Genomic DNA, 13054 nt, shown 5'->3' on the forward strand with positions numbered 1-13054 from the left:
GCCATGCAGATCAGCACCAGCCAGCTCTATGACCGCTCGACCAGCCTGATGGCGAAGCTGTCGCAAAAGGCCGACCGGCTGCAGACGCAGATTTCGACCGAGACCAAGATTCTTGCGCCTTCGGACGATGCGCTCGGCTATCGCCGGCTCGAAACGCTCAAGGTCGGCAAGGCCGACGATGCCGCCTATTCTTCCAATATCGGTCTGGCGCAGAGCCTGCTCGAACAATCCGACACCACGCTCGCTTCGGTCGAAACCCAATTGCAACGTGCGCAGGAGCTGGCGATCCAGGCCGGCAGCGGCACCCTGTCCAACGAGAATCGCAAGGTGCTGGCGGGGCAGGTGCGGGCGCTGATCAGCGACATGGTCGGCCTCGCCAATACCAAGGATGTGCGCGGCCAGCCCCTGTTCGGCGCCGCGACCGGTGACAGCGCGGTCTCGGTGGCAAGCGACGGCACGGTCAGTTTCGCCGGCACTGGCGAACCATCGGCAATCCCGATCGGCGATGGCAACAATGTCCAGGCAACCGACAGCGCGGCGCGCATCTTCGGCGGCATCCCGACCGGTGGCGGCGGCACGACCGACGTCTTCGCGATGCTCGGCGCCTTTGCCGATTCGCTGGAGGGGGGCAGCAATCCGGCCGCAACGGCGGCGGCGACCGACGGGCTGAAAGCGGCGCTGTCGCAGGTCACTCAGGCCCGCGGATCGGTCGGTGCGCGCGGCGCGCGGATGGATCTCGAGGCATCACGGCTCAAGGATGTCGGCGCGACGCGCGAGATCGCCCGCTCGGCGATCGAGGACACCGACATCACCGCGGCGATCACTGAGCTGCAAAAGACGATGACCGTCCTGTCGGCGACTCAGGCGAGCTTTTCGAAGCTCAGCTCCTTGTCGCTGTTCAATTATCTGAGCTGAGGTTCGAAGACGGTGCCGGCCCACTCCCCCACCCGGCCACCCATAGAATATCCTGATTGGGTGGCCGGGTGGGGGAGTGGGCCGGCACCGTCTTTAAAAAACAAAGGCCCTGGTTAACCGCTTGGCTACGAAGTCGGGTTAACCATCATCGCACGGGTCCGCCTCAGCGGGCCATTCTGAGCCGCTCCTTGGGGGAAGTTCCACACACATGTTTCCGGTCATCGGCCTTGTCGTCCTTCTGGTGATGATCTTCGGCGGCTTCGCGATCACCGGCGGGGCGCTCGGCCCGGTCATGGAAGCGATCCCGCACGAAATGCTGATCATCGGCGGCGCCGCGCTTGGCGCGCTGATCATCGGTAACTCGACCAAGGAACTGAAGGCGCTGGGCGGCAGCTTCGGCAAGATCTTCAAGGGCCCGAAATACAAGAAACAGGATTATCTCGACACCATCTTCCTGGTGTCGAAGCTGATGAAGATGCTCCGCACGGAAGGGCCGATCGCGCTCGAACCGCATGTCGAGGATCCGAAATCATCCGCGATCTTCGCCGAATATCCCCGCCTGCTCGCCGACCATACTCTGGTCAATCTGATCGCCGATACGCTGCGCCTGGTCGTGGTGTCGTCGGGCACGCTCGACGTGCACGCGGTCGAGGAGGTCATGGACAATATGATCAAGACCCACCACCACGAAGTGCAGGGGCCGCAGGGCACGCTGGCCAGCCTGGCCGACGCCTTGCCTGCGCTTGGCATCGTCGCCGCCGTGCTCGGCGTGGTGAAGACGATGGGCTCGATCGACAAGCCGCCGGCGATCCTTGGCGCGATGATCGGCTCGGCGCTGGTCGGCACCTTTCTCGGCGTGCTGCTCGCTTACGGTATCGTCTCGCCGCTCGCCAACCGGCTGAAGCAGGTGATCGATGCCGACGGCGCGATCTATCATGTCGTGAAACAGATCATCATTGCCTCGCTCCACGGCCACCCGCAGCCGCTGGTGATCGAGGCAGCGCGCTCGGGCATCGCGCACTCGAATCAGCCCGGCTTCGCCGAAGTGTTCGACGGCCTGAGGGGTAGGTAGGATGGCCGCGCGCGCGCCGCATGGGTCGAATCAGCCGCCCAGGATCATCTACAAGAAGATTTATATCGAGGGTCATGGCGGTCATCATGGCGGTGCCTGGAAGGTCGCCTATGCCGATTTCGTGACCGCGATGATGGCGTTCTTCCTGCTCATGTGGCTGCTCGGCGCGACCAATGAGAAGCAGCGCAAGGCGCTGGCCGATTATTTCTCGCCGACGCTCATTCAGATGAAGCAGAACAGCGCCGGTTCGAACGGCATGTTCGGCGGCTCGTCGATCACCGACAAGGACAATTACCCGCACAAGGCACAGCAGACCGGCACTCGGTCGATGACCGTCCCGGTCGAGGCGACCGGCGGGCTGCAGGTCGGCACTGGCGAGAAGGGGTCGATGAAGAACAAGATGGCCCTTGGCGCGGAGGACCAGAAGAATTTCGAGAAAATGCGCCGGCGCGTGACGATGGCCATGGCGTCCAATCCGAAGCTCGCCCGACTCGGCAAGCATGTCCGCTTCATGCGCACCCAGAACGGCATGCGCATCGATCTGCTCGACGATGCCGATTATTCGATGTTCTCGCTCGGCACCACCGCGCTCGAACCCGAGGCGTCGAAGCTGATCGGCCTGATCGCCGAATCGATCGGGGCGATGGAAAATCCGATCATGATCCGCGGCCATACCGACGGTCTGGGCTATGGCGACCCGCTGGAAATGAACAACTGGATGCTGTCGTCGAGCCGCGCCGAAGCGACGCGCCGCCGGCTTGCCGCGGGGGGCATTCCGGAACAGCGCTTCTACCGCATCGAGGGAGTGGCCGACCGCGAACCGATGATCGTCGCCAACAAGATGGACCCGCGCAATCGGCGCGTCGCAATCACCCTGCTGTACCGGGCGGGCAGCTTCGGGGAATAAACCGGCGGTAGCGATAACCCCGCTCAGTGCCCGAAGATCAGATACAGGATGATGATCACCGGGATCGGCACGCCAAGCAGCCAGAGCAGACAACCTTTTTTCACGGTAAAGCCTTCCTGTCGGGGAAGGCGACAACCGGTCGCGTTCTACTTGGTTCCGGATTTCAACCGGGCTGAAGTTCGCGCAGGCCTTGCCATTCCGGATCGGGAATGCCTTCGAGTTCAATCGGATAGACCGGGTGATCCGCCAGCGCTGCACTGAATTGCGCGACGAAGTTGTCGCCATCATCGGTGTAGAAGCGCCACTGCCTGGCGCCATTGCCGGTGATCGCCGCCACTTCGGTTGCCCAGTCCTGCTGGTCGATCGAGGCGAAGATCGTTTCCTCGAACGTCTCGATCGTATCGAGCGTCGCGGCGTCGGGCATGCCGATCAGCGTCTCGCCATAGGTCCAGGTGACATGGATCAGCAGCGGCCGTTCGGCGCGCTCATCCGCTTCGGGCAATTGCGACAGAACCCGGATGATGGTGCGGTTGCCATCGACCATGCCGGTGGCGATCGACCAGTCGTCTGCATTGCGCATCGGCATCACGCGGGCCCCTTCACGCAGCCTTGCGCAACTCCAGCCGGCTCCAGATCTCGACCAGCGCCTCAGTCAGTTCGCGCATCATCGCTTCGTCATGCGCGGGGCCGGGGGTGAAGCGCAGCCGCTCGGTGCCGCGCGGCACGGTCGGATAATTGATCGGCTGAACATAGACGCCGTATTCGGCGAGCAAGATGTCGCTGATCTTCTTCGCCTTGACCGGATCGCCGACCATCAGCGGCACGATGTGCGTGGTCGAATTCATCACCGGCAGGCTGGCTTCGGCGAACATCGCCTTGAGCATTGCCGCCGCGGCCTGCTGGCCCTCGCGCTCGACGCCCGATGCCTTCAGATGACGGACGCTGGCCAGCGCGCCGGAGACCAGCACCGGCGACAGCGAGGTGGTGAAGATGAAGCCCGGCGCATAGCTGCGGATCACATCGATGATCGTCTGGTCGGCGGTGATATAGCCGCCCATCACCCCGAACGCCTTGCCCAGCGTGCCTTCGATGATGGTCAGCCGGTCGGCCACGCCCTCGCGTTCCGAAATGCCGCCGCCGCGCGCGCCGTACATGCCGACCGCATGGACTTCGTCGAGATAGGTCAGCGCGCTATACTTGTCGGCCAGGTCGCAGATCGCGGCGATCGGGGCGACATCGCCCTCCATCGAATAGACGCTCTCGAATGCGATCAGCTTCGGCGCGGCAGGATCGACCGCGGCAAGCAGCTCCTCGAGATGCTCGAGATCATTGTGGCGGAAGACATGTTTCTCGCAGCCCGAATTGCGAATCCCCGCAATCATCGAGGCATGGTTCATCTCGTCGGAGAAGATGATGCAGCCCGGCAGGATCTTGGCCAAGGTGGCGAGCGTTGCCTCGTTCGAGACATAGCCGCTGGTGAACAGCAGCGCGCCTTCCTTGCCGTGCAGGTCGGCAAGCTCTGCCTCCAGGTCGACATGGTAATGCGTGTTGCCGCCGATATTGCGCGTGCCGCCGGAGCCTGCGCCGACATCGTGCAGCGCCTCTTCCATCGCCGCGATCACGGTCGGGTGCTGGCCCATGGCGAGATAGTCGTTGGAACACCACACGGTGATCGGCTTCGGCCCGTTATGCCCGGCGAAGCAGCGCGCATTGGGATAGGCGCCCTTGTTGCGCAGGATATCGATGAAGACGCGATAGCGCCCTTCGACGTGCAGGCGATCGATCGCCTGGGTGAAGATGCGCGAGTAATCGACTCCCCGCAGCGCCGTGCCGTCCGCTTCCATGTCCGCGCCCTAGCGCGCGTCGCCGCGGATTTCCAGCAACTTTGCACGATCAGGGTGATCGGATTAAACCATTTCAGTCGCACCGGCGGCAAGCCGGTCCCGGCCCGTCCCGCGCCAGCGGCTTACGGCGTCTCGGGCATCATCGTCCATGGCTTGGCCTTGCGCATGTCCAGCCGGCAAAGACCCTGCAGCCTGTGCCGCTGCGCATAGGTCGCGACGCGCGATTCGTAATCCGGCGCCAGCGGATTGGCGAATGCCCAGTCCGGCGGGTTGAAGGTCGAAAAACCGTTGATCGTCGGCACATTCCATCGCTCGGCAAGGAACATGGCGTCGACATTGTGCGGATAGAGGCTGTTCAGGGCTTCATGCCCGAACATCGGTTCGAACTTGCGTGCCGCGACGACATAAAAAGCACGGCACTGGGGCGGCGGCGCCGGAATCGCCCATAAGGCCCTTCGCTGCACCGATCGGCTCAGCAACGCTGCCGAGGCGCCGGTCAGTTGTTCCCCGACGAGCAGCGCCAGCAGGCCGCCCATCAACATGGAGCGGGTCCGCAACAGCCGGTATGCCCGGGCACGGTGCGCCGCGACCACCAGGAGCAACGCCGGCAGGACCAGGAACAGCTGATAGCGCAGCACGACCCTGATGCCGCTCGCGCCGGGGGCAAGGCGGAAGACCAGATACCATAATGAGTGGCCGAACAGCTTCAGTGTGAGCAGCCAGCTCACGATCAGCGCCAGCGCCAGCGCGCGGAGCGCCGGCGACACCGGTTGTCCCGGGGCTGTGCTGCCCCGGACAATGATCCGCCAGGCGGCAATGAGGATCAGGATGAAGAGCAGCACCGGGAAACCCGTGATATGCTCGCCGTCGATCATAGACTCCGCCGCGCCCGTATCGGGGATCAGCGCGCGGAACAGCCGGAAAATCCATCCCCACACATAATTGTCGCGACCGACATTGATCAGGTCGATTGGATTGACCTGGTTATAGACGTGATCGAAATAATGATGCCCGCCGGTTTCCCATTTCTTCGGCAGATAAGTGACGAGAAAGGGGACAATAAACACCGCAAACGAGCCTATTCCGGTGGCAATCGTCGCGATGTGCGGGCGGACGGCCTTGGCGAATGCGCGCGGCCTGAGCGGCATGGTCAGGATGATGTAGAACAGCCCATAAAGCGCCGAGAACAATATGGTGAACCACGCCGTGTAATAGGCGGTCATCAGCCATGCGGCGAGCAACGCGGCCAGCGCGACCGCGCCAATACGCGCGCGCGCCTTTTGCCCCGCCCGTTCCGCGCGAACGATGGCGATTATCAGCATCATCGCGACCGGCAGCAACGCGATGATGTGAAGCTGGGCGTGCCCCGCCTGGTTCACCATGCCGCTGGCGATGGTCACGATCAGCGCGACGAACAGCCCGCTGCGATGACCCCATCCGAGACTGTGCGATACCAGGCGATAGGCGGCGAAAAAGCCGATCGTCTTGAAGGTGGCGATGTTGAGCGTGTCGGCCAGGAACGGGTCGGCGAACAGGCGCCAGAACGAATAGACCAGGCCGTACAGGAAATAGCCGTCATTATAGCCAAGCGTGCCGGCATAGGGGTAGAAATAGCCGGTCGTCGCCCAATGGCTGGCGCCGGTCAGCACATTGCGCCAATGCTCGAGCAGGCTGATTTCGATCAGGCCGTCGCCGCGATCGCCATAGCCCAGATCGAATCCGCTCAGGATCGGCCCGCGAAAGAACAGCAGCATCGCCAGCGCATAGGTGGCGAACAGCGCCACTCGCTCCGGTACGACGGGCGGGCGCGGCAAGGGCGCGCCATTCACGCGATCCGTCGGCATCACAATCTCACGTCAAAAGGGTTCAGGCCGGCTCAGGCCATAGGCCGCCAGCGCCGGCATCAGCGTACTGGCATCGGCGCCGGCGCGGGTAAACACCACACGCCCCGCACCCGGATCGTCGGGCCATTCCTGCCCCTGCGTCAGCGCCGCGATCCGCCGCGCGATGCCCGCACTGCCATCGACGAAGCGAATCGCGCGCGCGCCCAGATTCTGCGCGGCGGCGGCCAGCTCGGTTTCGACCAGCGGGAAATGCGTACAGGCCAGCACCACCGTGTCGATGCGCTCGCCGCCCGGCTGATCGAGCAGGCCGCGCAGCGCGGCGGCATAGCGCGCCGGGTCAGTCGCTTCACCGCGCAGCTTCGCTTCGGCGAGCTCGACCAGCTCGGCCGAGCCGTGCCGCAGCACCAGGCAATCGCCGGCAAAGCGGGCGGTCAGGTCGTCGACATAGGGCTGGCGCACGGTCGCGTCAGTGCCGAGCACGCCGATCGCGCGCGTCACGCTGATCGCCGCCGCCGGCTTGATCGCCGGCACGGTCCCGACGATCGGCAGGTCGAGTGCGCTGCGCACCGCCGCCAGCGCGATGGTCGAGGCGGTGTTGCAGGCGATCACGATCAGGCGCGGCCGGTACCGTTCGGCCAGCCGCCCGAGCAAGGCGGGCATGCGCGCCGCGATTTCCGCCTCGCTCTTGGTGCCATAAGGGAAGCCCGCCGAATCGGCGACATAGACAAACGGCGCGCGGGGCAGCAGCGCGCGGGTCGGGCCGAGCACCGACAGGCCGCCGACACCGGAATCGAAGAACAGGATCGGTCGCGCATCCGTCATGCCTGCCGCTTAGCGTGGCTGACGCGCGGGGCAAGGGGCACGCTTTCCTCTGTCGGCACGGATCGGCCTTTTTCGCGCCGGCAGGCGAAAATGCGGCGGATCGAATGAGGTTGGTCGGCCGGTATGCGTCTGAGGGTATGCGGATCAGTCGCAGGAACGCATCCATTCCCGTTTGTTCCGCCCGGATCATGTTGGCGTCGCGGTTGGTGTCGGCTATACCCGAACATAAGGGGGGCGATTTGCCGACTGAATATCTGTGGTTGGCGCCGACGGGCGCGATGCTGCTGGGCTATCTGCTCGGGTCGATCCCGTTCGGGGTGATCCTGACGCGGCTGGCCGGGGCCGGCGATCTGCGCACGATCGGATCGGGCAATATCGGCGCGACCAATGTGCTGCGCACCGGACGCAAGGGGCTCGCGGCGGCGACGTTGCTGCTCGACGGCGCCAAGGGCTGGGCGGCAGTGCTGCTGTGCGACCATCTTTTCCCCGGCACCGGCGTGATCGCCGCGGCGGCCGCCTTTCTCGGGCATCTCTACCCGGTCTGGCTCAAATTCCGCGGCGGCAAGGGGGTCGCGACGATGATGGGCATCCTGCTCGCGTTGCACTGGCCGAGCGCGCTGGTCTATGCCGGCATCTGGCTCGGCCTGCTCGCCGTGCTGCGCATCTCCTCGCTCGCCGGCATGACCGCGGCGGTCAGCGCGCCGGTCAGCGTGGCGCTCTTCTCGCAATTCGACCTGGTGCTGCTGCTGCTTGCGCTCGCCCTGCTCGTGCTGTGGAAACACCGCGCCAATATCGACCGGCTGCTCGCCGGGACCGAGCCGCGCATCGGCAGCAAGAGTGGCTGATGCCGCCGGGCGGGATGGCGGCACGGCGACGGCGATTGCCCGCCTGCGGCTGATCCGCACCGCACAGATCGGCCCCGTCACTTACCGTCAGCTGATCGCGCGCTTCGGCGATGCCGCCGCGGCGATCGAGGCGCTGCCTGACCTCGCCGGGCGCGGAGGCGGCCGTCCGCCGGTGATCGCGGACCGCGCCCTCGCCGAGCGCGAGCTGGCGACCGCGCAGAAACTCGGCGCACGGCACCTGTTCCTGGGCGACCATGATTATCCGGCTTTGCTTGCTGAGCTCGACGATGCACCGCCCGTGTTGACGGTGCGCGGCGACCTGGCGCTGCTTGGCCGCACCGCGGTGGCCATGGTCGGCGCGCGCAACGCCTCGGCCGCTGCCTGCCGCTTCGGGCGGCAGCTCGCCTATCAGCTGGCGGATGAAGGGATCGCGGTCGTGTCGGGCCTGGCGCGCGGGATCGACACCGCGGTGCATGTCGGCGCGCTGGAGCGCGGCACGATCGCGGTGATCGCGGGCGGCATCGATGTCGCCTATCCGCCCGAAAACGCCGCGCTGCAGGAACGGATCGCGCGCGAAGGCCTGCTGATCGCCGAACAGCCGCCCGGCACCGAGCCGCGCGCGCGCCACTTTCCCTATCGCAACCGCATCATCTCCGGGCTTTCGGTCGGCACGGTGGTGGTCGAGGCCGCGCCGAAATCCGGCTCGCTGATCACCGCGCGGCTGGCGGGCGAGCAGGGCCGCGAAGTGATGGCGGTGCCGGGCTCGCCGCTCGACCCGCGCGCGCAGGGCTGCAACGGCCTGATCCGCGACGGCGCGATCCTGGTCCAGTCCGCCGCCGATGTGCTGGAAACGATCCGGCCGATCGACGCGCGCATGGTGCGCTCGCCCGGCGCGCCCTTCACCGGCCCGCCGCCCCGGGATGCGAGCGATGCGGAACGGCGCGAGCTGGTCTCGTTGCTCGGCCCGGTGCCGGTCGCGATCGACGAACTGATCCGCCAGTCGGGCTTCGCGCCGGCGGTGGTGCAGATGGTGCTGCTTGAGCTTGAGCTGGCCGGGCGGCTCGAACGCCATGCCGGCGGGCGAGTGAGTCGGGTTTGATCGGGGGACGAGACGATGGATGAGGCACTGGCGGTACGCGACATCTTCACCCGGCTGGGCGAGCTGATGCGTGAGAATGCGGGCCTGGCGGCTGGCTGCGTCGTCGGGCTCGTCGGGGTCAACATCGCGCTCGATTTGACGATCGGCGATACCGGCGCCCTGCCCGCGGGCATCGCCAGCCTGGTCGCGCAATATGCTCTGGTCCGGACGGCGCTCGACCGGCGCGGCCTGCGCGACGAATCGGGCCGCAACGGCATCGGCGCCTTCTGGGGCGTCAACATCCTGTCCGGCCTCGGCATCCTGCTCGGTTATGTCCTGCTGATCGTGCCGGGCGTGTTCCTCAGCGTGCGCTGGTCGATCGCGTCGGCCGCCCTGCTGGCGGAAGAACAGTCGGTGAGCGGCGCGCTCGGCGAAAGCTGGGCGCTGACCCGGTCGAGCCAATGGTCGATCCTCGCCGTGCTGCTGGTGATCTTCGTGCCCGCGGTCGTGGTCGGCATCGGGATTTTCGCCATCCTGATCGACCTGCAGCCGCTGCTGTCGTCGCTGATCCTCTATGTCCTGCTGTTCTCGGCCTTCGTCAGCTCATGGCTGCTGAGCGTCGCGCTCTATTCACTGCTGCGGCCGGGGCAGGATCATTTGAGCGAGATTTTTTCCTGATCGGGTTCCGCCGCGGTAACAGGCCTGCGCTACGTCCTTAGGCCGTGTCACTCAATTAGCCGTGTCTCAGCTCAGGGGTGCAGTTCAGTCACCGTAATTCAAACTAAACACTTAAAAGAATCTCTTTCAACAAGAGCACTGATCTAGATTGTCTGACGAACTTTCCATCGTAAGTCCAGGACGGCTGTCCTTCAAAACTTATCGACAGTCTGAATTTTCCCGACATTTTCATATCGTCTCGATGGAATGATTCGTAGCATATTCCGGCTTGATCAGAGCGGCACTTGACTAGAAGGGTTTTTCCGTCTTTTTCCAATCGAATAACTGCATCTTGATTAGCGCCTATGTGCGCAATAATCCCAATATATAACTTGTCTTCCAGATCAAAGCGCAGCAAACCCCAGCTTAGACCGCCGAATCTTTGCCGACTTTCCGGGTTAAGGCTGATACTGTAGCCGTTTAATGCAGATGTTTCAGTATTGAAACCCCGGATTACCAAAATCTGAACGTATAGTATGGCTAAGCATATGAGTGTTATACCATAAATCACATATCGCTTCATGCGATATCCTCCAATTGACCATCACCTAAACATTCCACTTAATTGCCCCATCTTAGGTAAGGCTCCACGTCATATGTATAGTGAGCAGAAGCATTGGTTGGATCAAAATAATTGGGATTTACGGTGGATTTACGGTGACACGTGCAATAACCCCTTAATTCCTCTTCGGCACCGGCCCGCGCTTGCGCGGCGCGAGGGTCAGGCCACTGCGAACCTCCATGTCGGCGAGCCATTCCTTTGATCCGACCGGGCGACCGACGCTCTCGGCCTTGCGGAGAGCGGCATAGTTGATCGCATCATCGAACGCGGCGCCCAGGAACGTCGCAAAGTCACCGACTCGCTCCAGCGCTGGCGCGATATCCACAAAACGATCGCTCTTCCCGGCGATATGCGCGGTGGCGCTCGACCAGCGCCAGTCCTGTGCCCGCTCGGTCAGCTTCGCCCGAACCGGATTAAGGGCCACGTAGCGCAGGGCGCTGACCAGGTGCGCCTCGTCCATCGCCACTGAACTGAAGCGGCCCTGCCACAAATGACCGGTCACGCGCATGCGCGCGTTGATATAGCCGGTATAATGGCGATGAACGTAGCGAAACGTCCGCCGCAGTCCGTCCTCGTCGCTCGGCACTGCAATAATGTGGACATGGTTGGGCATCAGGCAATAGCCCCAGATTGCCACACGCGCCCGCTCTGCCGCCTCGGCGAGCAGGTCGAGATATAGCGTATAGTCACCATCCTCGAAGAACACCCGCTCGCGGCGGTTGCCGCGCTGCGTCACGTGGTGCGGAATGCCGGGCAGGACGATACGGGCGAGTCTGGCCATTGGCTCAGGCTAGCGACACGCTACGCCGAGTAAAGGGGTTATTGCACGTGTCACCGTAATCGCCCACCGTAATCGCACCGTAATCGCACGTGTCACCGTAATCGCGTAATCGAGAAGAACATTTTAGCAGATATATCCAGTAGATTTCAGGTGAAGGGTCTTTGGTGAGTTATACAAATCGGCAGGAAGATCAAAGCTGGAGTAATTTAGCTTTGACTCAATTGTCTGGCCAGGCTTAATTTTAGTTTCACACGTTGGACAATAGTCCTGTTCTAATTTGAGAAAGTACTGTTTATCATTTACGGTTACGTAGAACTCATCTCCTGAATTGTCTATTATCCCTCCTTTGCTAGGCCAATTCTCAGCTCCGATGCAAACCTTCTTAGTTGAAGAATTTTTATAAATTAATTGAAGGCTCTGAGTCTCAGGGCTGTCCACCACTCGATAATCAATTGGTACAAGTCTAACTGCTCCTGCGGCGCACGCTGAGGCAGTTGCAATTGCAATGGCCGTATATATAATCTTCACGGGTAGACCTCACTCATTAAGTGATCTGGATTCCTTGTTGCTTGATCGGTATTTTTCATGGCGTTGTAGGCATCAACATTTGGCGCTTTGCCATATCTGTAAGCCCTTATATTGTTCAAGCGTTCATCGTTCAGGCCAGGCCCCACCCCTCTGGTATGCAACGCGTCATGGCCCATGATCCAGCTCGGGCCCGACCCAGTTTCTCCATAGATTCCACTGTATCTAAAGGTCGTCGATTTGCCATCGGGAGGCGTAAAGGCTTGGCTGCCAGGTTCGCGGCCCAGGGCATCATAAGCTGTATCAGACAGGAGGTTCGCCTTCGGAGCATACGCCCTATCGGACAGAGCAAGCGCGCCCTGACGCAGATTGTCTGCCTTGTTGCGTAGGTTATCGCCGCCCGATTTACCGTCGGCGTCACGCTTGTCTGCTTTGGCATCCAATTTATCAGCCCGACTATTCATAGCCTTTCCGGCTGCCTCCTGTAATCTCGCGAATTCTTTCCACTGCTTGTCTGTGAAGCCATCTCCCCTCTGATAAGTCCCGGTCGGATCTCTCCCGCCAATGGGATCATTCCCGACATAGGCATAGAGATTGCTCTGATCCTTATACCCAATCGGATCGGTCTGCAGGAACCGCCCCAAGGACGGTGAGTAGATCCGCGCCTTGTAATGGTACATGCCAAGCTCTTGCAGCCAAGCCTGGCCGGTATATTGGAACCGCCCGAACTGACCCGGTGTCGCGGTGCTATAGCCATTGGGAATGCCATATTCGTCATAGGCGTTGATCGCGATCAGCGTGCCGGCAGCATTGGCTGTTGATACAATCGAGCCCTGATGATCGCTTTGGAGCGAGCGGCGATCGGTCAGGCCTGCACCCTCATACCACAGCAGCGGATCGTCCTCGGCCGGGCCGTGGACATAGCGCCGGAGCAGCGCGCCGGCCGCGTTATACTCTGCGACCAGCTCATCCCCATCGTACAGGAACCGCGTATCGGTCGCCGCCTTCGCCACCTTGTACAGCCGGCCCGTTGGATCCCAAGTCAACGCCACGCTGCCGCTGGCCGTGACCAGCCGGTTCTCGACATCGTACGTGTACGCGTTGGTGCCATCCGAGGTCAGGTTGCCGTTCGCATCGTAAGC

13 protein-coding genes are annotated in these 13054 nt (G+C 62.7%); 6 read left to right on the top strand and 7 right to left on the bottom strand.

Translation table 11 applies throughout. From position 1 onward, the window contains the following. Nucleotides 1–3 precede the first annotated feature (3 nt). The 3 genes from flgL (at nt 4) to ACRECS_RS11535 (ending at nt 2894) form a co-directional block, all read left to right on the top strand. On the top strand, nt 4–915 hold the full coding sequence (gene flgL, locus ACRECS_RS11525) for a flagellar hook-associated protein FlgL (protein ID WP_431583099.1): 912 nt from the start codon (nt 4–6) through the stop codon (nt 913–915). A 208-nt stretch (nt 916–1123) separates the two neighbouring features. Then, nucleotides 1124–1987 carry a flagellar motor stator protein MotA gene (motA, locus tag ACRECS_RS11530; protein WP_431583100.1) on the top strand — a complete coding sequence of 288 codons (864 nt, stop codon included), beginning with the start codon at nt 1124–1126 and terminating at the stop codon, nt 1985–1987. 1 nt (nt 1988) lies between these two features. Continuing rightward, nucleotides 1989–2894, top strand: a complete 906-nt coding sequence (locus ACRECS_RS11535; protein WP_431583101.1) for a flagellar motor protein MotB — start codon at nt 1989–1991, stop codon at nt 2892–2894. Between the two features lie 163 nt (nt 2895–3057). Here the strand turns inward: ACRECS_RS11535 and ACRECS_RS11540 are convergent, their stop codons facing one another. The 4 genes from ACRECS_RS11540 to murI form a co-directional block, all read right to left on the bottom strand. After that, nucleotides 3058–3480, bottom strand: a complete 423-nt coding sequence (locus tag ACRECS_RS11540; protein WP_431583102.1) for a DUF695 domain-containing protein — start codon at nt 3478–3480, stop codon at nt 3058–3060. A 13-nt stretch (nt 3481–3493) separates the two neighbouring features. After that, a complete protein-coding gene (gene hemA / locus ACRECS_RS11545) occupies nt 3494–4738 on the bottom strand; it encodes a 5-aminolevulinate synthase (protein WP_431583103.1) in 1245 nt (414 codons plus the stop codon). Between the two features lie 122 nt (nt 4739–4860). Next, entirely contained in the window at nt 4861–6582 is a 1722-nt protein-coding gene (locus ACRECS_RS11550) for a hypothetical protein (protein WP_431583104.1), read from the bottom strand. A gap of 12 nt (nt 6583–6594) precedes the next feature. Beyond that, nucleotides 6595–7404: a glutamate racemase gene (gene murI / locus ACRECS_RS11555; protein WP_431583105.1), complete on the bottom strand. Its 810-nt coding sequence runs from the start codon at nt 7402–7404 to the stop codon at nt 6595–6597. A 278-nt stretch (nt 7405–7682) separates the two neighbouring features. Here murI and plsY point away from each other — a divergent pair, with 278 nt between their 5' ends. From plsY to ACRECS_RS11570, 3 genes are read left to right on the top strand one after another with little or no spacing between them, the layout of a single operon-like run. Continuing rightward, entirely contained in the window at nt 7683–8249 is a 567-nt protein-coding gene (plsY, locus tag ACRECS_RS11560; RefSeq protein WP_431583121.1) for a glycerol-3-phosphate 1-O-acyltransferase PlsY, read from the top strand. After that, entirely contained in the window at nt 8242–9348 is a 1107-nt protein-coding gene (gene dprA / locus ACRECS_RS11565) for a DNA-processing protein DprA (protein WP_431583106.1), read from the top strand. Before plsY ends, dprA begins: the two co-directional genes overlap by 8 nt. A 15-nt stretch (nt 9349–9363) precedes the next feature. Beyond that, nucleotides 9364–10005 (top strand): hypothetical protein, encoded by a 642-nt coding sequence (locus ACRECS_RS11570; protein ID WP_431583107.1) that lies wholly within the window; start codon nt 9364–9366, stop codon nt 10003–10005. Between the two features lie 103 nt (nt 10006–10108). On the opposite strand, the gene ACRECS_RS11575 is transcribed toward ACRECS_RS11570, so the two are convergent. The 3 genes from ACRECS_RS11575 to ACRECS_RS11585 all read right to left on the bottom strand — a co-directional run. Further along, nucleotides 10109–10567 carry a hypothetical protein gene (locus ACRECS_RS11575; protein ID WP_431583108.1) on the bottom strand — a complete coding sequence of 153 codons (459 nt, stop codon included), beginning with the start codon at nt 10565–10567 and terminating at the stop codon, nt 10109–10111. Between the two features lie 154 nt (nt 10568–10721). Then, nucleotides 10722–11387 (bottom strand): transposase, encoded by a 666-nt coding sequence (locus ACRECS_RS11580; RefSeq protein WP_431583109.1) that lies wholly within the window; start codon nt 11385–11387, stop codon nt 10722–10724. 524 nt (nt 11388–11911) lie between these two features. Then, nucleotides 11912–13054 (bottom strand): RHS repeat-associated core domain-containing protein (locus ACRECS_RS11585; protein WP_431583110.1); only part of this gene is annotated, 1143 nt, incomplete at its 5' end.

Source organism: Sphingomonas sp., from assembly GCF_050725575.1.
Taxonomy (GTDB): Bacteria; Pseudomonadota; Alphaproteobacteria; order Sphingomonadales; family Sphingomonadaceae; genus Sphingomonas.

Coding starts and splice junctions, on each gene's coding strand:
- ACRECS_RS11570 (WP_431583107.1), top strand. CDS start 9,364: ATGGATGAGGCACTGGCGGTACGCGACATCTTCACCCGGCTGGGCGAG.
- ACRECS_RS11580 (WP_431583109.1), bottom strand. CDS start 11,387: ATGGCCAGACTCGCCCGTATCGTCCTGCCCGGCATTCCGCACCACGTG.
- ACRECS_RS11575 (WP_431583108.1), bottom strand. CDS start 10,567: ATGAAGCGATATGTGATTTATGGTATAACACTCATATGCTTAGCCATA.
- ACRECS_RS11540 (WP_431583102.1), bottom strand. CDS start 3,480: ATGCCGATGCGCAATGCAGACGACTGGTCGATCGCCACCGGCATGGTC.
- motA (WP_431583100.1), top strand. CDS start 1,124: ATGTTTCCGGTCATCGGCCTTGTCGTCCTTCTGGTGATGATCTTCGGC.
- hemA (WP_431583103.1), bottom strand. CDS start 4,738: ATGGAAGCGGACGGCACGGCGCTGCGGGGAGTCGATTACTCGCGCATC.
- ACRECS_RS11550 (WP_431583104.1), bottom strand. CDS start 6,582: ATGCCGACGGATCGCGTGAATGGCGCGCCCTTGCCGCGCCCGCCCGTC.
- plsY (WP_431583121.1), top strand. CDS start 7,683: ATGCTGCTGGGCTATCTGCTCGGGTCGATCCCGTTCGGGGTGATCCTG.
- flgL (WP_431583099.1), top strand. CDS start 4: ATGCAGATCAGCACCAGCCAGCTCTATGACCGCTCGACCAGCCTGATG.
- ACRECS_RS11535 (WP_431583101.1), top strand. CDS start 1,989: ATGGCCGCGCGCGCGCCGCATGGGTCGAATCAGCCGCCCAGGATCATC.
- murI (WP_431583105.1), bottom strand. CDS start 7,404: ATGACGGATGCGCGACCGATCCTGTTCTTCGATTCCGGTGTCGGCGGC.